This window comes from Campylobacter sp. 110, assembly GCF_002383965.1.
GTDB classification, from domain to species: domain Bacteria; phylum Campylobacterota; class Campylobacteria; order Campylobacterales; family Campylobacteraceae; genus Campylobacter_D; species Campylobacter_D coli.
On sequence record NZ_NXBD01000015.1, the window covers coordinates 136456 to 156726 of the forward strand.

Consider the following 20271-nt stretch of genomic DNA (forward strand, 5'->3'; position numbering starts at 1 on the left):
TAAAATTAGGTTATTTGTTTAAGATTTTATCTTCAAATTCTAATTCTTTCTTTTTTGCGATAAACGATTAAGCCGCTTAATAAAATAAAACATATAAGAGCAAAAACATACCAAGTTGCATGTTTAACATTGCTTAAAAATAAATCATTGGTATTTATACCAAAAAAACCTACTATCAGATTAAGAGGTAAAAATATTGCAGATAATATGCTTAAAAAATATAAGCTTTGATTCATTTTTTCATTTTTAATTGCACTCATTAATAAATGAAGCTCGTTTAATCTAGCGATAATTTCTTTGTTGTTTTTTAATGTAACCCCGACAGCAAAGATAATAGGCTTTAAAGCTTTTTTTATGCGGGCTTGTCCCTGCTAATAAATTCAATGCCTCATCAAGCAAGGAAAGGTTTTTTAAATTTTTATTGATTTTTTGTTTTAGGATAAAACTTTTTTTAAAGAAATTTTTGATCAAATTGCCTTTTAAAAGTATATTTTCTTTGCGTTCTAAAATGCGTTCAAAGTAAGCATTTTCATTTTTACAATCCTCTAAAATAGCCCGAATGGTGCTTAAAAAATCATTTAAAGAAAAAGGTTTAAATTGAGCATTTTCAAGTTTGAAAATTGTATCATCCTCAAATCCAAAAACACTGAAATTCGCCTTTTTTGTTTTTGAGCTGTAAGAATTTAAAATCAAAATTTTTTGCCCTAAAAAATCCATATATAAAGTATTTAAATTTTTATTTGCAAGAAATTTGCTTAAATTCTCATCGCATACCATTGGTTAGCCTTTTGGCGTAAAATTCGTATTTGAATTTTTTAAATTCAGACTTTTTTATCGCCTCTCGTGCTTGCGCTACTAAGGTTAAATAATAATGTAAATTATGCAAACTAGCCAAGCGAAAAAAGGTTAATTCTTTAGCTTTAAAAAGATGGTTTAAATATCCGCGTGAGAAATTACGACAGGTATAGCATGAGCATTCATTATCAATGCTTTCATGATCGTTGATAAATTCAGCTCTTTTGATATTAAATTTGCCAAAATTGGTGAAAAAAGTTCCATTTCTAGCATTTCTAGTAGGCATAACACAATCAAACATATCCACCCCTCGCTCTATGTTTTCAACCAAATCCTCAGGAGTTCCAACCCCCATAAGGTAGCGGGGGCGATTTTCATCTAAAAAAGGGTTTAAATTTTCCACAGTTTCATACATAAGAGCATTTTCTTCACCTACGCTAAGTCCTCCTATAGCAAGTCCATCAAAATCCATTTCATTAAGGGCTAAAGCACAGCGTTTGCGTTCTTCATAATCGGTTCCCCCTTGTATGATTCCAAAAATATTTTGTTTTAGACCTAGTCCTTGAATTTGCATTTGTTTGTGATAATCAATCGCTTCTTTTGCCCATTTTATAGTTCTATCTACTGAAACTTTAATGCGTTCTTTTGTAGCAGGAAGGGCGATAAGATCATCTAGTATCATCATGATATCACTATTTAAATCATATTGAGTATCTAATACGCTTTTAGGAGTAAATAAATGCTTAGAACCATCTATATGGCTTTTAAATTCTATACCCTCTTGAAAATGTTTAGAATTAGCAGAAAGTGAAAAAGCTTGAAAGCCACCACTATCAGTAAGAAAACTTCTATCAAATTTTGTAAAGCCGTGCAAACCACCAAAATGTTTTACGATTTTAGAACCAGGCCTTAAATACATATGATAAGTGTTTGCTAGGATGATTTTTGCATTAAGTTGTTCTTTAAGATCAATTGCATCAAGGCTTTTTACAGCACCTACTGTGCCTACTGGCATAAACATAGGGGTTTCAAAAGTGCTATGAGCTGTTGTTATCTCACATACTCTAGCTAGGTTGTCTTTATGCTTTAATTTAAATTCCATTTGTTATAATTTCCTTTTTGGAGTGCAAAATGAATCATATTTTAATAATAATTGATGGTATTTTAGCAAAGCATTTCTTAGAAAGGCTTTGTTTTGAAAAAGGCTTGGGATATTTTTTTACCATAGTTTGCCAAAATGAAGAAAATATAAATTTAGGTGCAAATAGCGAATATATTGAATTTCATCATTTTGATCCCACTAGCACAGCCCGCCTTGAAACTCTTATGAATAAATCTTTCAAACAAGCTTTTATCTATATGCAAGATGAATTTGAAACTAAAAAAACCTACGAAGCTTTGCGTTCTTTAGATGCAAATTTAGAGATTGAGATCATGGATTTTTGGGGTTTGAATATTAATGATGTTCATGCAAATTTAGCCGATGCTAGAATGACTTTGAGCCGAAGATTTATGGATTTTTTGCCTGATATTGCTTTAACGGCTTATTGTGTTGGATTGGGTGTTGGGGAGGTTATGGAAGTTAAAATTCCTGCAGGGTCGATTTTTGCATACAGGCATATTAGCTCCATACAGCAAAAAAGATGGCGTATAGTACTCATTTATAGAAATTCTAAAATTTATTTTGTTAAGCCATCTTTTGTTTTACAGCCTAATGATAGCATTTTAATCGTAGGTGATCCCGCTGTTCTTCAAAGTATTTTTCACAATATCAGAGGTAAAGCAGGACAATTTCCACTTCCTTTTGGGAGTAATATCTTCACTCTTATTGATATGAAAAAAATGAGTGAAGATACACAAGAAAGATTACTAGATACCACTTTGCAATTGGTTAAAAAAAGCAATGCTAAGAAATTTTTTATAAGGGTGCTTAATCCTAAATTGGGTGCTTTATATGATAAAATGAAGCAACTTTCAGATGAGCAAGAAAGTATATTTTTTGATTTTTTTAATACAGATTTTGCAAATTTAAATTCTTTCTCGGAAAATAATGATATAGGTATTATTCTTACAGATTTTAAACATTTTGAGCAAGAGAAAAAAACTTTTTTTGAATTGAAAATTCCTATTTTGAAAATAGGTGAGGGTAAATTCGAAAATATTCAAAATGCTGTTATTTTAAGTACTAATGAAACCGAACTTGAAAATAATGCAAATGTGATCACAGATCTTAGTAAGCAACTTGATTTTGATATTACTTTGTATTATTATAATCCTAATTTGCAAAATACTACAGATATGGAGGAGTATTTTGGAAGTTTATCTAAGCTTTACGATAAGAATATCCAAATTATAAGCAAAAATGATGAAAATCCTATTTTATCTTTATCTTACCGTGCAGATTTGTTGCAATTTGTGAGTTTTGAAAAAGAGCTTTTGGAGGGAGAATTTAGCAAAAGTTTAAGCACTAATCTCAATAGACATTATTCTAAAATGAGGCAAAATTATCAACTTTTCATACCTGTAGAATGAGAATCATTTAAGGCTTATGATAAAGTATTATTTTTTAGGAGCTTGTTTTTTAGTGTTTCAAAAAAGATTTTTATTTTAAATTTTCTTAGCTTTATGGCTTAGAACTAAGAAAATGATTAGCCCTAATTTGCTAGAATAGATTTAATTTCAAAATAAAAGTAGAACAATGCAAATAAATGTAGATTTAAAAGAAAACGCTTACAAGGTTTATATAGACGAGTTGGATAATTTAGAATTAGATACGAAGGTTTTTATACTTTCAAATCCTAAAATTTCAGGACTCCATTTAAAAACACTATTGTCTAAAATTAAGGCTAAAGAGCTTTTTATAGCGACGATAGAAGATGGTGAAGAATACAAAAATTTACTCACTTTGGAAAAAATTTTAAATCAAATGTTTAATTCCAAACTTAACCGAAAAAGTATATTGATAAGCTTTGGAGGTGGAGTAATTAGCGATATGGGTGGATTTGCGGCAAGTATTTATCAAAGGGGGATTGATTTTATCAATATCCCTACTACGCTTTTAGCTTGTGTGGATGCTGCAGTAGGTGGCAAAACAGGAGTTAATAATGCTTTTGGAAAAAATTTAATAGGCACTTTTTATCAGCCTAAAGCTGTGTATTGCGAAAGTGAATTTTTAAGAACCTTAGGTAGAAGAGAATTGGCCGCAGGGATGACTGAATTTATCAAAATGGCAGCAATGTTTGATAGGGATTTGCTTGAATTTATAGAAGCGATTGATAAGGAAAGTTTTTTAAATGCGACTTGCGAAAACGAAATTTTTACTCAAATTATTTCTAAAAGCGTAGAGCTTAAGGCAAGAGTTGTGGAGTGTGATGAGAAGGAATCAGGCTTAAGAATGCTTTTAAATTATGGTCATACCTTTGCTCATGTGATAGAAAATTTTACAGATTATAAACAATATTTACATGGTGAAGCAGTGGCTATAGGGATGAATATGGCAAATCGCTTGGCTTTAAAATTAGGATTATTAAGTAAAGAAGAATGCGAGAGAATAGAAAAAATTTTACTTCAATTTAATTTGCCAACGCATTATAAAATCGAAAACATCAACGAGTTTTATGAGGCTTTTTTCATGGATAAAAAAAGTGCTAATCAAAAATTAAATTTCATTCTTGCAAATTCTTTGGGCAAGGGACTCATAAAAGGTGATATTGCCAAAGAAATGATATTGGAAACCTTGGAAGAATTTCAATGAGAAAAATCCTTCTTTTACTTTGCTTTAGTCTTTTTGCTTTTGGCGATATAAATCGCACTATTATTAATAATATCAATGAAAAAATAAGCAATTTAGACACTGTCATTGGAGCTAGTATTTGGGATGTACGCTATGAAAATTTTATCAAATATCAAGATATAAATGATGAACTTATTATCTTAAATTTAGAATTAAAAAAAATAGAAGATGTGCATTTACAAGATGAATTAAAACGAAAAATAGCAACTTTAGAAGAACAGCTTAATGTTCTTAAAGAGTATAAAGAATTAAACTTTGCCCATAGTCTTAGTGCACCTGAAGATATAGAAACTTTATCTAAGCTCACCAATCCTTTTGCGATTATTGGGGCTTTTTCTCATATTAAAAAATTAAGAGGAGAAAAAGAAGAATATGCCTTTAAATTTAATGATTTTAAGAATTTGGTAGAAAAAATCAGAGAAAAGAATTTAGAACTCAAAGAATTAGTCAATCTAGAATCAAATATCGAAAATATAGAAGCATTAAAAGCATCAGATAAAAAACTTGAAGAATTTGATCAAGCCTTAAAATTTGCTAGTGTTTCTTATTCTGTTTATGAAAAAAAGATTGATGATGAAATTGCAAGAGTAAGTGCTGAAATCAAAGCGCAGGGTTTAAGAGCGATTAATATAGTCATAGCTATTGTTATTGTTGTAGCTATTGCTTTTATGTTAAAACTTGTTGCTAAAAAATACATAAAGGATAATGAAAGATACTATACAGCAACAAAGATCATCAATTTTATTAACCTTAATATCATTTTTCTTATTTTGCTTTTTGCTTATATAGAAAATATAACCTATCTTGTTACTATACTTGGTTTTGCATCAGCAGGCTTAGCTATTGCTATGAAAGATATGTTTATGTCTATGCTTGGATGGTGTGTGATCGTTTTTGGTGGAAGCTTTAGAGTAGGGGATCGTGTAAAAGTTTTTCAAAATGATACTACTTATGTGGGGGATATTATAGATATTTCTTTTTTGCGTATCACTTTATATGAAGATATTACACTTGAAACTTATAGTAAAAATCGTAGAGCAGGGCGTATTGTTTTCATACCCAATAATTATGTTTTTACAAATCTTATTTCTAATTATACTCATCATGGAATGAAAACGATTTTAGATGGTATAGATATTAGCGTTACTTTTGATTCTAACATAGAAAAAGCTCAAGCTATAGTTGAAGAAGTTGTCAACCGCCTAGCAAAGGGCTATACAGAACTAGCCAAAAAAACAATGAAAAGACTGCAAAATGAATACAGCATAAGAAATCCCAAAGTAGAACCTAGATTTTTTGTCTTTTTTGAACATTGGGGGATGAGAATATCTGCTTGGTATATGACAAATTCATACGCAGCATTGATACTTCGAAGCGCTATCAGTAAAGAGATTATTAAAGAATTTAACAAGCATGAGGATATTAAAATAGCTTATCCATCTCAAAATTTATATTTAGGAAATTTAAATCAAGCTCCTTTTGAGACTCATTATAATTCTATGCATTTTCATACAAAGGATAACAATTGAAAGAAAAAGTTTTTTTTAAAACCTTTGGATGTCGCACCAATATATACGATACAGAGCTTTTGAAAAGCTATGTAAAAGATTATGAAATTGTAAATGATGAAGAAAAAGCACAGATTATCGTAGTTAATTCTTGCACTGTTACCAATGGTGCAGACAGCGGAATAAAGTCTTATATTAATTCCATGCAAAAAAAGGGTGTTAGAGTTATACTTACGGGTTGTGGTGCAGTGAGTAAAGGCAAAGAACTTTTGGATAAAAAACAAGTTTTTGGGGTGCTTGGAGCATCAAATAAAGATAAAATCAATGAATTTTTGGGTTTAAAAACAAGTTTTTACGAGCTTGGAAATTTAAATTTTATTGATAAAGATATAGTTTGTGAGTACGAAAATCACACTAAAGCCTTTGTTAAAATTCAAGAAGGTTGCGATTTTGCTTGTTCTTATTGTATTATCCCTAGCGTGCGTGGGAAATCAAGAAGTGTTGATGAGCAGGCTTTGTTAAGGCAGGTTGAAATTTTAGGAGCAAATGGCTATAGTGAAGTGGTTTTAACAGGTACAAACATAGGTTCTTACGGACTTAAAAATGGAACAACACTAGGTAAGCTTTTGCAAAAAATGGGTCAAATTTCAGGTATAAAACGCATAAGACTTGGTAGTCTTGAGCCTGCTCAAATTGATGAAAGTTTTTTAGAAATTTTAGATGAAAGATGGATGGAGCGACATTTACATATCGCTTTGCAACATACAAGTGAAAAAATGCTTCGCATCATGAGAAGAAGATCGCATACAGATAATGACTTGAAGCTTTTTAATACCATAGCCAGTAAAGGATATGCTTTGGGGACCGATTTTATCGTAGGGCATCCAGGGGAAACCGAGGAGCTTTGGCATGAGGCTTTAAAGCATTTTCAAGAATTTCCACTTACTCATATCCATGCTTTTATTTTTAGCCCTAGAAACAACACGCATTCAGCCACCATGAAAGATACTATAAATGGTGCTGTGGCTAAAGAAAGATTAAATACTTTAAAAGTTATTATAGAAAATAATAACTATGAATTTAGAAAAAGAGTTAAAACTCCACTTGAAATTTTAGTTGAAAATCAAAAAGATGGTTTTTTTGAAGGTTATGATCAGTTTTTTAATAAAATAAAAATCAAAAGCAGTAAAGATATAGCAAAAGAATGGCTAAAATTAGAGCGATATGAAGTGCAAGAAAAGCATAATTTCGCAGACTTAGAGGGTAAAAAATGAAAAACAAAAAAATCATATTGATATCTTTTCTTATCTTGTGCTTGCTTTTTGGAATTTTGTATTTTAAAAATGAACCTAAATACATAGATGAAAATCTTTACCAAAGTTTATTAAGTCAAAATTTAATCGAAAAAGCAGTGATTGATAAGGATGAAATTTGGCTTAAAGCTAAGGGTGAGAGCTATGTGATCGTAAAAGATGGTGTAGATATTAAAACCCTTTTATCAAAAGTTCCTGTGGAAATCAAAAAAGACAGTACTTTGTGGGTATTTTTTGTTATATTTGTATTTCTTATCGCGCTTTTATTAAGTTTTGTTTATTTTGCACGAAAAAAAGAATTAGCTAAGTATCCTATATCTAGTAAAACTCAAACCCAAACTTCTACCACAAATTTAGAAAGTTCCAATATAAAACCTGTGATTTCTAATATCACCTTTAATGATGTAGCAGGCGTGAGTGAAGTAAAAATGGAGCTTAGTGAACTTGTGGATTTTTTGCAAAATCCTAAAAAATACAAAGAATTTGGTGTAAAAATGCCAAAGGGTGTTTTAATGGTAGGTCCTCCAGGGGTAGGGAAAACTTTGATTGCTAAGGCGGTTGCAGGCGAAGCAGGGGTACCTTTTTTTTATCAAAGCGGATCAAGTTTTGTTGAAATTTATGTAGGAATGGGAGCTAAAAGAGTAAGGGAGCTTTTTTCTAGAGCTAAAATGATGGCTCCAAGTATTATTTTTATTGATGAAATTGATGCGGTGGGTAAAGCAAGGGGTGAAATGTCTAATGTCGAAAGAGATAGCACCTTAAATCAACTCTTAACCCAAATGGATGGTTTTGAAGATAATAGTGGTGTTATCGTAATCGCCGCGACTAATAAAATCGAGCTAATGGATCCTGCTTTACTTCGTTCAGGGCGTTTTGATAGGAGAATTTTTTTATCTTTGCCAGATTTTAAAGATAGGCTTAAAATTTTAGAAATTTACATGAAGGGTAAAAATAACAATATTGATTTAAATAAAATTGCAAAAGCAAGTGTAGGTTTTAGCGGTGCCGGACTTGAAACCTTGATTAATGAAGCGGCTATTAATGCTTTAAGAAGAAATAGTTCTTTGGTGGAAGAAAGCGATTTTTATGCTGTACTAAATAAGGTGCTTTTAGGAAAGAAAAAAATTCTAAGTTTTAATGATGAAGAAAAGGGTATACAAGCGACTTATCAGGCCGCAAAAGCTTTGAGTGCGTATTATTTTGATATAGGATTTGAGAAAATTACTCTTATTGAAGATCGTTTTAAGGAATACGAGCATGCCATTCGCTCAAAATCAGAACTTATCAATCGCATTAAGGTTTATTTAGCAGGCTCTAGAGCTATGAGTTTGATTTATAATGAAAGCTATACAAACTCACAGAATGATTTTTTAAAAGTTAAAGAATTGTTTGATTATATGATAAGCTTTGGTATGCTTGAAGAACCAAATTTAAACGAAATTAAAAGGGAGCTAGATGAGTTTTTATTCCCTTTAAAAGAAAAAATTTCAACGCTTGCTAAAATTTTACTTGAAAAAGAAAAGATAGAATATAACGATGTTAAAGAAGTAGTTCAGGTTTAAAGTATCTATATGGCTTTAGATTTTGTCATCTATCTTAGACTTTAATAAATTGTTTTAGTCGTCATATTCTGTATATAAAATCGTACCATTAAAATCAATATGTACTTCTATATTGTTAGTAAGCTTGATTTTGTAATAATTGATTTTTCTTTCGATTTCTCTAGTTTTTGTGTTGGGAAATTTGTTTTGAATGATATTTGTTAAATTTGGAGGTAAAAAATTTAAATCAAAAGGAAAGACCTTGCTTTCTATCTCTTTCCATGAACCATCGCTTTCAAATTCTAATTCTGTCCCATCGCTCAAATAAACCTCATAAGCGTGCTTATCTCTTTGTACTATACCTATGGGAGCTTGAAAATTATTTTTTAAAAATTCTTTAGAAATACTTGGAAGCTCATCGGGAGATATTATCATATCAGCGTTTAAAAAAGTGGATAAGATAGCTATAATGCCGTAAAATTTTATTTTCAAAAGTTTTTCCTATTTATTATTTTGCACTAAATTTTAGTGAATTTATGTGAATTTTATGTGAATTTCAAGACAATAACATAAATGTTTTAAAGGTTATTTTTGGTTGTAATTTTACTGATTCTCTTAAATATCTTATTTTATTTTACAATTCCTTATGGGTATTATAATTTGCTTGGGTTAAATATTTTGTTTTTCAAAGGAGCTTATTGGCAAATTTTAAGTTCAATGTTTATGCATGGAAATTTAACTCATCTCATCCTTAATATGATAGTTTTATTTCAATTTGGTCGTATTTTAGAGTCTTATTTAGGTGCTTTGCGTTTCTTTTTGTTATATTTAATAGGTGGCTTAATGTGCTCACTTTTGAGTGCTTTTTATGTATATTTTTCTTTTTATTATTTTGGTGGAATGATAAATCTTGTAGGAGCAAGTGGAGCAATTTGTGTTTTGATGGGGTATTATGCTTTTCTTGATAAAAGTAGTACAAAGGGTCTTATAGTCGCTATTTTACTAATGAGTTTTGCTCCATTGCTTATGGGTGTAAATGTCGCATGGTATGGGCATATTTTTGGTTTTATTTGTGGATATTTTTTAGGGAAGTTAAGGAGAAAAATTTGAAAAAAATATATATATTAAGACATGCAAAGGCTGTCAAGGATGAGGAAGTGCAAGATTTTGATAGGAAGTTAAGTAAAAGAGGTAAAGAAGATTTAGAAAAGCTTTTTTATAATTTAAAAACCCATGAGATAAAATTTGATTTTATACTTTCAAGTTCATCTAAACGCACTGCTAAGACAGCTAAAAAAATAGCCGAATTTTATAATTTTGACAAGGAAAAAATTCAATTTATAGATGAGCTTTATCTTGCTAATTTGTCTAAAATATATCAAATTTTACAAACTGTCGATAAAAAATATAATGAAGTTTTATTAGTAGGGCATAATCCTACTTTAATGGAGCTTGGAGAATTTTTAGGCTCTTTATGTTTGACTTCTTTTCCTACTTCATCTATGCTTTGCTTAGAATTTGACATAGAAGACTTTAAGGATTTAAAAGCGCATAGCGGAAAAGTGATATTTTTTGAACATGTGAGAAAATTAAAAGAGGAAAAGGAGTTGGATTAATTACTTCCAACCCTCGATATAGTTTTTGAGTTTTCTACCCACTTTTGGATGTTTGAGTTTTTTAATTGCAGAGCTTTCTATTTGTCTTACTCTTTCGCGTGTAACATTTAATTCTTTGCCTATTTCTTCCAAGGTTCTATCGCTTTCATCGTCCATTAGACCAAAACGCATACGAATAACTGCTTTTTCCCTATCGTTTAGTTGATCAAGAACTTCATCAATTTGCTCTTTTAAATCATCTTTTAAAATGTGATCCATAGGCGAGAGTGAATTTCTATCTTCTACAAAATCCCCAAATTTGCCATCATCTTCACTACCAATAGGCGCCTCAAGTGAAATAGGCTCTTTTGTGATTTTAATCACTTGCTTAACCTTATCCACACTCAGTCCCACTTCTTTGGCTATAACACTTACATCAGGCTCTTTTCCGTCTTTTTGCAAATGCTCGCGTATAATTTTATTGATTTGATTGATGGTTTCTATCATATGAATAGGTATTCTTATAGTTCTAGCTTGGTCTGCGATCGCTCTTGAAATAGCTTGTCTTATCCACCAAGTTGCATAGGTTGAAAATTTATATCCTCTTTTGTACTCAAATTTATCCACTGCTTTCATAAGACCTATATTGCCTTCTTGGATAAGATCTAAAAAAGGTAAACCACGGTTTGTATAACGCTTAGCAATACTTACAACAAGACGCAAATTTGATTTAGCCATTCTAGTTTTAGCTTCATCAGAAATTTTTTTACCTCGTTTGATTTGCTCTAAAATTTCTTTCAAGCGCTCTTTTTCTAAGTCAAAGCTTTTCTCGCTTGCTTCTTTGGTTTGAAAAAGTTTTTTTATCTCCATGTAAGTGCTTACCATAGTCGTTTCAAGCGCTCTTTCGGTAATTTCTTCCTTGCTTAATTTTGTAATATCTTTTAAGATATTAGCATGACGATTTTTTAATTCTTCAGAAAACATTGGCAAGCGGTATTCTAGGCGTTTTAATTCTTTATCGAATTCCTCATCACTTTTTAAGGCAGTTTCCATTGATTTTACAATTTCACTGATGAGTTTAGAAGTTGGACCTAGATCCATCAGCTTTTCTTTTAGAATATTTTTCTTAAAAGCAATTCCAAGTTTGTCTAAAATTTCATCTCCACTTTCTTTATCTTTAGAAACTTTTAGCCAATCTTTTTTTGCTTTCTCTAAAGCTTTAAATTTTTCTATGACTTTTAAAGTTCTTTCATCTTCTTTTTTGCTTGTTTTTTTAGGAGTTTCTTCTTCATTTTGTAATTCTTCATCGTTTTCTTCATCCTCGTCCTCTAGTTCATCAAGCTTATCATCATTTTTTTCTTCATCATCAAAGCTTTTGAAAAGTTCTTTTACTCTTCTTTCTCTATTGATCAGTGGTTCACGATAATCTAAAATAAAGTCAATCAAATAAGGCACGGAACAAAAAGCATCTATGATAATATCTTCACCAAGTTCAATTTTTTTGGAAATTTCGATTTCTTCATCTTTATTTAAAAGTGCAATTTGCCCCATTTCCCTTAGATACATACGCACAGGAGAATCCGATCTGCTCCATTCTAGCAAATCATTTTCATTGGCTAAATCAAATTCATTCTCAAGACTAGTATCTTGCAATTTTTGTTTTTCTTCTTGCAATCTTTTTGCATCTTCTATATTTTTCATTTGTGCAATTTCAGCAGCCGAAAATAACTGTACTTTATACTTTTTCATTAAAGTTTGGACTTTTTTGGCAGTGGCTGAATTAGGTTGCTTGCTGAAGTATTTTACTAATTTTTCGTAAGTGATATAATCTTTTTCGTTTTCTTTAAAGAGCTCTTCAAGTTCCATATCTTGGGTTTTGGCATTCATTGAACTTCCTTAACTTTTATATAAGCCTTGGATTTTATCTAAATTTTGCTTAATATTTGTATAAAATTTAGTTCTTATTGTTTAAATATTTTTTCAAATTTTTCCAAAGCCCTGTTAAAATTATAATTTTTTCTTTTTAAGATATAAAAATTACGCCAAAGATTAATATTTTTTAATTTTACCTCATATAAAATTGAATTTTTTAATTCTTTTTCTATACTTTTTTTAGAGAAAATAGAAATGGCATTTTTTTGAATGACTAATTCTTTAATAGCAGACATTTTATCAAGCTCTAGAAAGAATTTAAGTTTTTTGGAAACATCGCCTATTTCGTTTAGAAATTTATCTCTAAGCCCTGAGCCTGTTTCACGCAAAATCCATTTTTGATCAAGTAATTCATCGATATAAAATTCTTTTTGGCTTAAATTTTTATTACTACTAGCAACTACAAGTTCATCTTTTTTCCAAAATTGCATTGTTAATCCTTCATGGTCTATTAAAGTAGGATTAAGTTCTGCTTCAACAATAGCAAATTCTATATCTCCATTTTTTAATAAATTTAAACATTCTTTTGAATTTTGAGTTTGAAAATGTATTTTAACATTGCTAAATTCAGATTTAAAATCAAATAAAATAGGAGCAAGAAAGTGTTCAGCTATGCTTTGAGTAGCGGCGATCTTGATTTCTCCTAAGAGGGTATTTTCATCATTAAGTTCTTCTAAGCTTTTGTAATAATCTTGCACAAGTTTTAGCCAAATTTTACCCAAATATAAAGCTTTTGGAGTAGGTAAAAGCTTTTTTCCTAGTCTTTCAAACAATGCTCCGCCTAAGTCCTGCTCTAAATTTTTAATAATGATGGAAACATTAGGTTGTGTGATGGAAAAATTATTGCCGGTATTTGTAGGACTTTGAGTATTTAAAAGATCTAAAAAAATTTCCATATCTTTGATTTTCATTGAAGTTCTTTCTATCTTTTTTGATTAAAAAAATTTATTATAAAAATTAAAATAATATATTTTTATTATAATATAAAAATGACTATAATGGCAAGAAAACATTTCATTGTAATTTTATAATTGCAAATTAAAGGAGAAAAAATATGATAAAAAAAATAGAGCATTATAAAAATATACTGACTTCAAATTTTAAAGGTTTGGTTTTTACAGCTTCTATAGTGTTTTTTGCGATGTATCTTTCAAGTGTTCAAAGTATTAAAGATACGACTCATTTGGCAGCAGCTGCCTTTGCTATTATTATAGGATCACTGCTTTCACCTTGGTTTTTTAAATACCAACATCATTTACAAGCAGGAGTGCACTTTAGTGCTAAAAAACTTTTAAGATTGGGTATTATCTTATATGGTTTTAATATTACTCTAACCGAACTTTTAAGTGTGGGATTAAAAGGTTTTATACTTTCTATGATAGTTATATTTTTTATTTTTATTTTAGCTTTGATTGTGGGTGTAAAGGTTTTTAAACTAGATAAAGAAACTTCCATGCTAGTAGGTGCTGGAAGTGCTATTTGTGGAGCAGCAGCTGTTTTAGCCTTAGAATCAAGCTTAAAAAGTGATCCCTTTAAAGGAATTCTAGCCGTTGGTACAGTGGTGATTTTCGGGCTTGTTTTTATGTTTTTATATCCCATAGCTTTTTCTTTAGATCTTTTTCCTTATTTTAATCAACATGCTATGGGTATATTTATGGGTGCAACTTTACATGAAGTAGCCAATGTTGCAGGAGCTGCTGAAATGGCGAAAGATATGGCAAATTTTGATCAAAGTGCTTCAAATATTGCCATTATTATAAAGATGATGAGAGTGATTTTGCTTGTGCCATTTTTATTGATTGTAACTTATTTTTTTGCTAAAAATCAGCATTCAAGTAGGGAAAAAACAGCAAAAAATATAAGCATTCCTTATTTTGCATTTATTTTTTTAGGAGTGATTGTTATAAATACTTATTTAGCAAGTAGGGAAAATTTTCTTGGAATTTCTACAAGTGATATTATATCTTTTGGAAAATTACTTTGCACTCTTTGTATTGTTTTTGCTATGGCTGCTTTAGGACTTCAAATCGACTTTAAAAAATTCTTAAAAAGTGGCTCAAGAGTTTTTGGTTTAGCTTTTGTTTTGGGATTGGTTTTGGTTTTTGGAGGATATTTTCTGACCCTATTTTTTCGAGGTATACTTTGGTAATAAAAATTACTATTTAGAAAAAATTATTTTTTTATAAAAATATGCTATAATTCTCACGCAAATCAAAATTTTATTAAAAAAGGATAAAAAAATGAAAAAAATGTTTTATAGCATCGCAGCCTCTTTGATACTTGCAACAAGTTCGAGTGCTGTTTCTTTCAATCAAGATAGCTTGAAAGTTAGTTTTGAAGGATATAAGACCGAAGATATGGTAGGAGTGGGTGGAGAATTTAAAGATGTTAAATATAAATTTTCTAAAAATACAAAGGATTTGGCAAGTTATCTTAAGGGTGCTAAAGCTACCATAAAGCCAAGTAATGCTTTTATGGGTGAAGGCAATGATATTATAACGAATAATATCACAAAAGTATTTTTCCCTGCTTTATTGGGGGATACGGATATTAAAGTTGTTTTTCAAGATGTGATTGCGGGTGAAAATAAAGGCGTTATTTCAGCAAAAATTACTATGGATAAAAAAAGTACTATTGTGCCTTTAACTTATACTATCAAAGATAATAAATTTGAAGCTAAAGGACAACTTGATTTGCATACTTTTAAAAATGGTTCTAAAGCATTAAAAGCATTAAGCGATGTTGCTGCAGGACATGGTGGAATTTCTTGGCCTTTGGTGGATATCAGTTTTAATGCTGATTTAGCAGAATAAAAAGTAGCCTTAAGGCTACTTTAAAATACAATATTTTCTTAAATTATTTTCAAAAATTTCATAATCTTTTATATTTTCAAGTTCTTGATAAACTTCACTGCCTTTCCATAAAATAAAAACCGTATTTTCATCTTTTAGATTTTTGCAAATTTCAAGCAAAGGCTTGACATCCATTAAGGCTCTTGAGGTGATGATATCGGCTTTAAAGGTATTTTGGCATTCTTGAACTTTTTCTTTGTAAATATGTAAATTTGAGAGTTCACACTCTATTTTTAGTGTCCGCAAAAAAGCAGCTTTTTTGGGATTAGGTTCGAAAAGATGAAAATTACTTTGTAATAACAAGGCTAAAAATACAGCTGGAAATCCTGCGCCACTTCCTATATCGGCGATATTTTTTGCTTTAGAAAAATCACAAAAATCTAAAATTTTAATACTATCAAAGATATTTTCATCTATATTTTTTAAATGAGTAAGATTGTGAATGCGGTTAAATTTAGATAATAACTCTTTATAAATTTTTATTTTTTCTTCAAAGTTTTTTAAATCATAGTTTTGTAAAAAATCATAATCTTTAAAAATCATTTATTTAAGATGTCCCATTTGAATTTGTTTTATGTTTAAATACTCTGCATTAAAACGATTAGGTTCTATTAAAATCGGTATGCGTGTGATGATTTTTTCTTTGATAGAATCTAATTTTTTAGGGTTATTTGTGAGTAAATTGACCTTAGAAATTCCATAGTGTTTGAGTATAAATTCTACAATTTCATAAGTTCTCTCATCGGCTTTAAAGCCAAGCTGATGATTGGCTTTAATCGTATCAAAACCTTTATCTTGTAAAGCATAAGCATTCACCTTGTTAAAAAGCCCTATACCCCTTCCTTCTTGTCTAAGATAAATCACCATTCCGCCATTCTTTTCTATATATTTTAGCGAAAATTCAAGCTGTTCTCCGCAGTCGCATTTTAAACTTCCTAAAGCATCTCCTGTTAAGCACTCTGAATGAATTCTTAGATTGAGTGTATCTTTTGGAGTGTTTTTAAATATGCACAAATGTTCTTTATCGTTTTCTTTGAAACTTTGCATTTGGAAATTTCCCCATTTGCTAGGTAAATTCGCAATTTCTGAAATTTTTATTTCCATTTACTACTCTCTATAATCAAATTTATGTTAAGATTTTAGCAAAAAAAGGATAAAAAAATGTTAAAAAGATTTAGAAGATTAAGGCTTAATGAAAACTTAAGATCTATGGTAAGGGAAAATTCTTTAAGTGTAAATGACTTGATTTATCCGCTTTTTGTGGTTAATGGAACGGGGATAAAAAAAGAAATTTCTTCTATGCCTGATGTGTTTCAAATGAGTTTAGATGAAATTTTAAAAGAGTGTCAAAATGTAGTTAATTTAGGCATTAAAGCCATTATACTTTTTGGTGTTTTAGAAAATGAGAAAAAAGACAGTTGTGGAAGCGATGCTTTAGATGATGAAGGGCTTGTTGCAAGAAGTATAAGAGAGATTAAGAAAAATTTTCCAGATCTTTTTATAATCAGTGATCTTTGTTTTTGCGAATACACAGATCACGGGCATTGTGGGATTATCGATCCAAAAACAAAAAGCGTAGATAATGATGCAACTTTAGAAATTTCAGCCAAGCAAGCCTTAGTTCATGCAAGAGCAGGGGTAGATATGATAGCACCTAGTGGAATGATGGATGGTGTTATCACTAATTTGCGCAAAGCTTTAGATAAGGAAGGTTTTGAAAATTTACCTATAATGGCGTATTCTACTAAATTTGCATCAAGTTATTATGGGCCATTTCGAGATGTAGCAGAGTCAGCTCCAAGTTATGGAGATAGAAAAAGCTATCAAATGGATTTTGCTAATGGTAAAGAAGCTTTAGAAGAAAGCTTGGAGGATGAAGCACAAGGAGCTGATATTTTAATGGTAAAACCTGCTCTTGCTTATCTTGATGTGGTTAAAGAAATATCCCTTCATTCTAACTTGCCTTTGTGTGTTTATAATGTAAGCGGAGAGTATGCCATGCTAAAAGCAGCGGGTCGTGCAGGAGTGATTGATTATGAAAAAGTTTTATATGAGACAATGATAGCTTTTAAAAGAGCGGGTGCAAAGCTAATTATCACTTATCACGCTAAAGAATTAGCTAAAATGCTAAAAGGAGAAAAATGAGACATTTTTTAACACTAAGAGACTTTTCTAAATATGAAATTTTAAGCCTTGTAGAGCATGCAAGCGAGCTTAAAAAAAATCCTAAAAAGCTTTTGCAAGATAAAACTTTAGCAATGATTTTTGAAAAAAACTCCACAAGAACAAGAATGGCATTTGAATTAGCCATAACAGAGCTTGGTGGAAAGGCTTTATTTTTAAGCAGTAATGATTTGCAATTAAGCCGAGGTGAGCCTATAAAAGACACAGCTAGAGTGATTGGGGCGATGGTTGATTTTGTAATGATGAGGGTAAACAAGCATGAAAGTTTAGTAGAATTTGCAAAATATTCTAAAGCACCAGTTATCAATGCTCTAAGCGAGCTTTATCATCCAACGCAAGTTTTAGGGGATTTACTCACTATAAAAGAATGTGACAAAATGAAAAATGATATAGCTAAGGTAGCCTTTGTGGGCGATAGCAATAATATGTGCAATTCTTGGCTTATTACAGCTGCGATTTTGGGATTTGATTTTAGTGTTGCATTGCCAAAAAATTATGAAATCAATAGTGAAATTTTAGAATTTGCCAAAGAAAAAGCAAAAATTTCAGGAGCAAAAATCTTTTTGACTCATGATAAATTTGAGGCCATAAAAGGTAAAGATGTAGTCATTACCGATACTTGGGTTTCTATGGGTGAAGAGAGTGAAAAAGAAAAGAAAATAAAAGATTTTGACGGCTTTGTTATTGATGAAGAGGCTATGAATGCGGCAAATCAAGATGCGATTTTATTGCACTGCTTACCTGCTTATAGGGGTTATGAAGTAAGCGAAGAGAGCTTTGAAAAGCATTCAAAAGTGATTTTTGAAGAAGCAAAAAATCGCCTTTATGTGGTAAAAGCCTTGCTTTGCTTTTTAGATAAGGAAAAATAAGATTTTATATAATTTCATAAGTTAGAGAAGATAGGATAAGGAGTTTTTAGTGAAAGAACTTGAAAAATATAGCAATTGCTTAAAACGCATTGATGAATTTAGCCAAAATTTAGGCATGAAAAAAGAGGATAGAGCTATATTTGAAATGAAGCAAAGTGAGAATGAAAACGAAAAATGCTTGATACTTAAAAATGGTAGTTTTGATTCTCCTGAACCTTGGTTTATAATGGATGAAAATGATCAAATTCATACACTTATTTCTTTAAATAGTCTTAAAAATATTTTAGAAAATTTAAAACAAACTCAAAAAGAGAATTTTGAACTTCGCCTTGAAAAAGCGATTTATCAGCAAATTCCTATTGATTTTAGTGATGTGTGGATAGTGGCAATGGATGAGATAAAACGCAAGGCGTAAGAGGGTGTTATGGAGATCAGTATCGATCTTGAAAAATTGCTTGCAGATATTAAAAAAGAACATCCAAATTTATTTGTAGATATGCAAGCTATGGTAGAAAGGGTAAAAAATAATGAGAGATTATAAGGCTTTTGTGAAATATTCTAAGGCAGGACCGCGTTATACTTCTTATCCTACTGCAGTGGAATTTAACACAAATTTCAAATATGAAGAATATGTAGAAATTTTAAAAAAGCAAAACAAAGCTTTATCGCTTTATTTTCATTTGCCTTTTTGCAGAAGTGCTTGTTATTTTTGTGGCTGTAATGTTATTTATACCGCCAAAGAAGAAAGTAAGGAGAGGTATTTAAAATATCTTTTTCAAGAACTTGATATTTTAAGCACCCTTATAGATACTAAAAGAGAAGTGGTGCAAATGCACTTTGGTGGTGGGACGCCTACTTTTTTTAGTGCTAAACAGCTAGAAAGTTTGATTTTAAAAATTAAATCTGTTTTTGGAAATTTTACCAAAGATGCTGAAATTAGCTGTGAAATTGATCCGCGTTTTTTAAATGAAGAGCAAGTTGATGTTTTAACCAAAAATGGTTTTAATCGCATCAGTTTTGGCGTGCAAGATTTTGATGAAAGAGTGCAAAAAGAAATTCATAGAATTCAACCCTTTGAGCTGACGCAAAATGCTTTAAAATTGGTAAGAGATAGGGGGATAAAATCTGTCAATATGGATTTGATCTACGGTCTGCCTTTTCAAAGCTTACAAAGTTTTGCTAAAACTTTAGAAAAAGCTATGCTTTTAAATCCGGATCGTTTGGCTATTTTTAATTACGCTCATGTACCTTGGCTTAAGAAAAATATGAGAAAATTTGATGAAAATACTTTGCCAAGCCCTGATGTTAAGCTTGAAATTTTGGAATTTTGTGAGAAATTTTTGACTCAAAATGGTTATAAAATGATAGGTATGGATCATTTTGCCAAAGAAAAAGACGAGCTTTTTAAAGCTTTGGAAAATGGGACTTTACATAGGAATTTCCAAGGTTATACTACTAAGGGCGGCGCAGATTTGATCGGCATAGGACTTACTAGTATAGGAGAAGGACAAAGCCACTATGTACAAAATTTTAAAGATATGCCAAGCTATGAAACTGCGATTAGCGAGGGAAGATTGCCTTTTGAAAGAGGGATTAAGCTAAGCTATGATGATGAGCTTAGAAAAGCTGTGATTATGGATTTGATGGCAAATTTTAGACTAGATATTAAAGCCATAGAGAAAGAATTTAAAATCAATTTTAAAGAGTATTTTAAAGAAGATTTAAAAGCTTTGGAAGAATATAAAGAATTTATTGATTTGAGTGAAAATTTTATTTTAGTAAATGAAACAGGCGTTTTGTTGATACGAAATATAGCTATGTGTTTTGATGCTTATATAAAAAATATAAGTGAAGATAAAAAAGTCTTTTCTAAAACGGTTTGATGGGGT

The 20271-nt window shown here is 30.4% G+C and carries 18 protein-coding genes and 2 pseudogenes; 13 read left to right on the plus strand and 7 right to left on the minus strand.

The window, feature by feature from the left end; genetic code table 11:
• Positions 1-10 precede the first annotated feature (10 nt).
• Together BGS43_RS01230 and tgt are read right to left on the minus strand one after the other, a co-directional pair.
• Positions 11-777, minus strand: a pseudogene (locus tag BGS43_RS01230) (CorA family divalent cation transporter).
• The gene (gene tgt / locus BGS43_RS01235; RefSeq protein ID WP_002779009.1) at positions 764-1897 is read right to left on the minus strand and encodes a tRNA guanosine(34) transglycosylase Tgt; all 1134 of its coding nucleotides are present in this window, start codon (positions 1895-1897) and stop codon (positions 764-766) included. The pseudogene BGS43_RS01230 and the gene tgt overlap by 14 nt, the downstream one beginning before the upstream one ends.
• 29 nt (positions 1898-1926) lie before the next feature.
• On the opposite strand from tgt, the gene BGS43_RS01240 reads away from it, so the two are divergent.
• The 5 genes from BGS43_RS01240 to BGS43_RS01260 all read left to right on the plus strand — a co-directional run bounded on the left by BGS43_RS01240 (position 1927) and on the right by BGS43_RS01260 (position 8971).
• Positions 1927-3327, plus strand: coding sequence for a COG3400 family protein (locus tag BGS43_RS01240; protein WP_096568506.1), 1401 nt, complete (start codon positions 1927-1929; stop codon positions 3325-3327).
• Positions 3328-3493: 166 nt separating this feature from the next.
• Complete coding sequence (aroB, locus tag BGS43_RS01245) at positions 3494-4549, plus strand: 3-dehydroquinate synthase (protein WP_038851973.1); 1056 nt, start codon at positions 3494-3496, stop codon at positions 4547-4549.
• Positions 4546-6117 carry a mechanosensitive ion channel family protein gene (locus BGS43_RS01250; RefSeq protein WP_002779003.1) on the plus strand — a complete coding sequence of 524 codons (1572 nt, stop codon included), beginning with the start codon at positions 4546-4548 and terminating at the stop codon, positions 6115-6117. Before aroB ends, BGS43_RS01250 begins: the two co-directional genes overlap by 4 nt.
• Positions 6114-7370 (plus strand): tRNA (N(6)-L-threonylcarbamoyladenosine(37)-C(2))-methylthiotransferase MtaB, encoded by a 1257-nt coding sequence (mtaB, locus tag BGS43_RS01255; protein WP_002779001.1) that lies wholly within the window; start codon positions 6114-6116, stop codon positions 7368-7370. The genes BGS43_RS01250 and mtaB overlap by 4 nt, the downstream gene beginning before the upstream one ends.
• Positions 7367-8971: an AAA family ATPase gene (locus BGS43_RS01260; protein ID WP_096568509.1), complete on the plus strand. Its 1605-nt coding sequence runs from the start codon at positions 7367-7369 to the stop codon at positions 8969-8971. The genes mtaB and BGS43_RS01260 overlap by 4 nt, the downstream gene beginning before the upstream one ends.
• A 54-nt stretch (positions 8972-9025) precedes the next feature.
• Here BGS43_RS01260 and BGS43_RS01265 read toward each other — a convergent pair whose 3' ends face one another.
• Positions 9026-9442: a PepSY-like domain-containing protein gene (locus BGS43_RS01265; RefSeq protein ID WP_052774015.1), complete on the minus strand. Its 417-nt coding sequence runs from the start codon at positions 9440-9442 to the stop codon at positions 9026-9028.
• 99 nt (positions 9443-9541) lie between these two features.
• Between BGS43_RS01265 and BGS43_RS01270 the strand changes: the two genes are divergently transcribed.
• Positions 9542-10060, plus strand: coding sequence for a rhomboid family intramembrane serine protease (locus BGS43_RS01270; protein ID WP_002822953.1), 519 nt, complete (start codon positions 9542-9544; stop codon positions 10058-10060).
• Positions 10057-10566, plus strand: coding sequence for a SixA phosphatase family protein (locus tag BGS43_RS01275; protein ID WP_002822955.1), 510 nt, complete (start codon positions 10057-10059; stop codon positions 10564-10566). Before BGS43_RS01270 ends, BGS43_RS01275 begins: the two co-directional genes overlap by 4 nt.
• Here the strand turns inward: BGS43_RS01275 and rpoD are convergent, their stop codons facing one another.
• Positions 10567-12432, minus strand: coding sequence for an RNA polymerase sigma factor RpoD (gene rpoD / locus BGS43_RS01280; protein ID WP_096568512.1), 1866 nt, complete (start codon positions 12430-12432; stop codon positions 10567-10569).
• 74 nt (positions 12433-12506) lie between these two features.
• Positions 12507-13388 (minus strand): LysR family transcriptional regulator, encoded by an 882-nt coding sequence (locus BGS43_RS01285; RefSeq protein WP_025399003.1) that lies wholly within the window; start codon positions 13386-13388, stop codon positions 12507-12509.
• A 143-nt stretch (positions 13389-13531) separates the two neighbouring features.
• Here BGS43_RS01285 and BGS43_RS01290 point away from each other — a divergent pair, with 143 nt between their 5' ends.
• Both BGS43_RS01290 and BGS43_RS01295 read left to right on the plus strand, forming a co-directional pair.
• Positions 13532-14626 (plus strand): YeiH family protein, encoded by a 1095-nt coding sequence (locus BGS43_RS01290; RefSeq protein ID WP_025399002.1) that lies wholly within the window; start codon positions 13532-13534, stop codon positions 14624-14626.
• A 91-nt stretch (positions 14627-14717) separates the two neighbouring features.
• Positions 14718-15290, plus strand: a complete 573-nt coding sequence (locus BGS43_RS01295) for a hypothetical protein (RefSeq protein ID WP_002825434.1) — start codon at positions 14718-14720, stop codon at positions 15288-15290.
• A gap of 15 nt (positions 15291-15305) precedes the next feature.
• On the opposite strand, the gene rsmG is transcribed toward BGS43_RS01295, so the two are convergent.
• Positions 15306-15872, minus strand: coding sequence for a 16S rRNA (guanine(527)-N(7))-methyltransferase RsmG (rsmG, locus tag BGS43_RS01300; RefSeq protein ID WP_002825433.1), 567 nt, complete (start codon positions 15870-15872; stop codon positions 15306-15308).
• Positions 15873-16433 carry a GTP cyclohydrolase II gene (gene ribA, locus BGS43_RS01305; protein WP_002825431.1) on the minus strand — a complete coding sequence of 187 codons (561 nt, stop codon included), beginning with the start codon at positions 16431-16433 and terminating at the stop codon, positions 15873-15875.
• 57 nt (positions 16434-16490) lie between these two features.
• Here ribA and hemB point away from each other — a divergent pair, with 57 nt between their 5' ends.
• From hemB to hemN, 4 genes and pseudogenes are all read left to right on the plus strand, one after another.
• The gene (hemB, locus tag BGS43_RS01310; protein WP_096568516.1) at positions 16491-17474 is read left to right on the plus strand and encodes a porphobilinogen synthase; all 984 of its coding nucleotides are present in this window, start codon (positions 16491-16493) and stop codon (positions 17472-17474) included.
• A complete protein-coding gene (gene argF, locus BGS43_RS01315; RefSeq protein ID WP_002825429.1) occupies positions 17471-18382 on the plus strand; it encodes an ornithine carbamoyltransferase in 912 nt (303 codons plus the stop codon). Before hemB ends, argF begins: the two co-directional genes overlap by 4 nt.
• Positions 18383-18431: 49 nt before the next feature.
• Positions 18432-18923, plus strand: a pseudogene (locus BGS43_RS01320) (DUF2603 domain-containing protein).
• A complete protein-coding gene (gene hemN, locus BGS43_RS01325) occupies positions 18910-20265 on the plus strand; it encodes an oxygen-independent coproporphyrinogen III oxidase (RefSeq protein ID WP_096568519.1) in 1356 nt (451 codons plus the stop codon). Before BGS43_RS01320 ends, hemN begins: the two are co-directional and overlap by 14 nt.
• Positions 20266-20271: the final 6 nt, after the last annotated feature.

Bases quoted from the DNA above. Each gene is read 5' to 3' on its own strand.
- tgt (WP_002779009.1), bottom strand. From the start codon at position 1,897: ATGGAATTTAAATTAAAGCATAAAGACAACCTAGCTAGAGTATGTGAG.
- BGS43_RS01240 (WP_096568506.1), top strand. From the start codon at position 1,927: ATGAATCATATTTTAATAATAATTGATGGTATTTTAGCAAAGCATTTC.
- aroB (WP_038851973.1), top strand. From the start codon at position 3,494: ATGCAAATAAATGTAGATTTAAAAGAAAACGCTTACAAGGTTTATATA.
- BGS43_RS01250 (WP_002779003.1), top strand. From the start codon at position 4,546: ATGAGAAAAATCCTTCTTTTACTTTGCTTTAGTCTTTTTGCTTTTGGC.
- BGS43_RS01260 (WP_096568509.1), top strand. From the start codon at position 7,367: ATGAAAAACAAAAAAATCATATTGATATCTTTTCTTATCTTGTGCTTG.
- rpoD (WP_096568512.1), bottom strand. From the start codon at position 12,432: ATGAATGCCAAAACCCAAGATATGGAACTTGAAGAGCTCTTTAAAGAA.
- BGS43_RS01285 (WP_025399003.1), bottom strand. From the start codon at position 13,388: ATGAAAATCAAAGATATGGAAATTTTTTTAGATCTTTTAAATACTCAA.
- BGS43_RS01290 (WP_025399002.1), top strand. From the start codon at position 13,532: ATGATAAAAAAAATAGAGCATTATAAAAATATACTGACTTCAAATTTT.
- BGS43_RS01295 (WP_002825434.1), top strand. From the start codon at position 14,718: ATGAAAAAAATGTTTTATAGCATCGCAGCCTCTTTGATACTTGCAACA.
- rsmG (WP_002825433.1), bottom strand. From the start codon at position 15,872: ATGATTTTTAAAGATTATGATTTTTTACAAAACTATGATTTAAAAAAC.
- ribA (WP_002825431.1), bottom strand. From the start codon at position 16,433: ATGGAAATAAAAATTTCAGAAATTGCGAATTTACCTAGCAAATGGGGA.
- hemB (WP_096568516.1), top strand. From the start codon at position 16,491: ATGTTAAAAAGATTTAGAAGATTAAGGCTTAATGAAAACTTAAGATCT.
- argF (WP_002825429.1), top strand. From the start codon at position 17,471: ATGAGACATTTTTTAACACTAAGAGACTTTTCTAAATATGAAATTTTA.
- hemN (WP_096568519.1), top strand. From the start codon at position 18,910: ATGAGAGATTATAAGGCTTTTGTGAAATATTCTAAGGCAGGACCGCGT.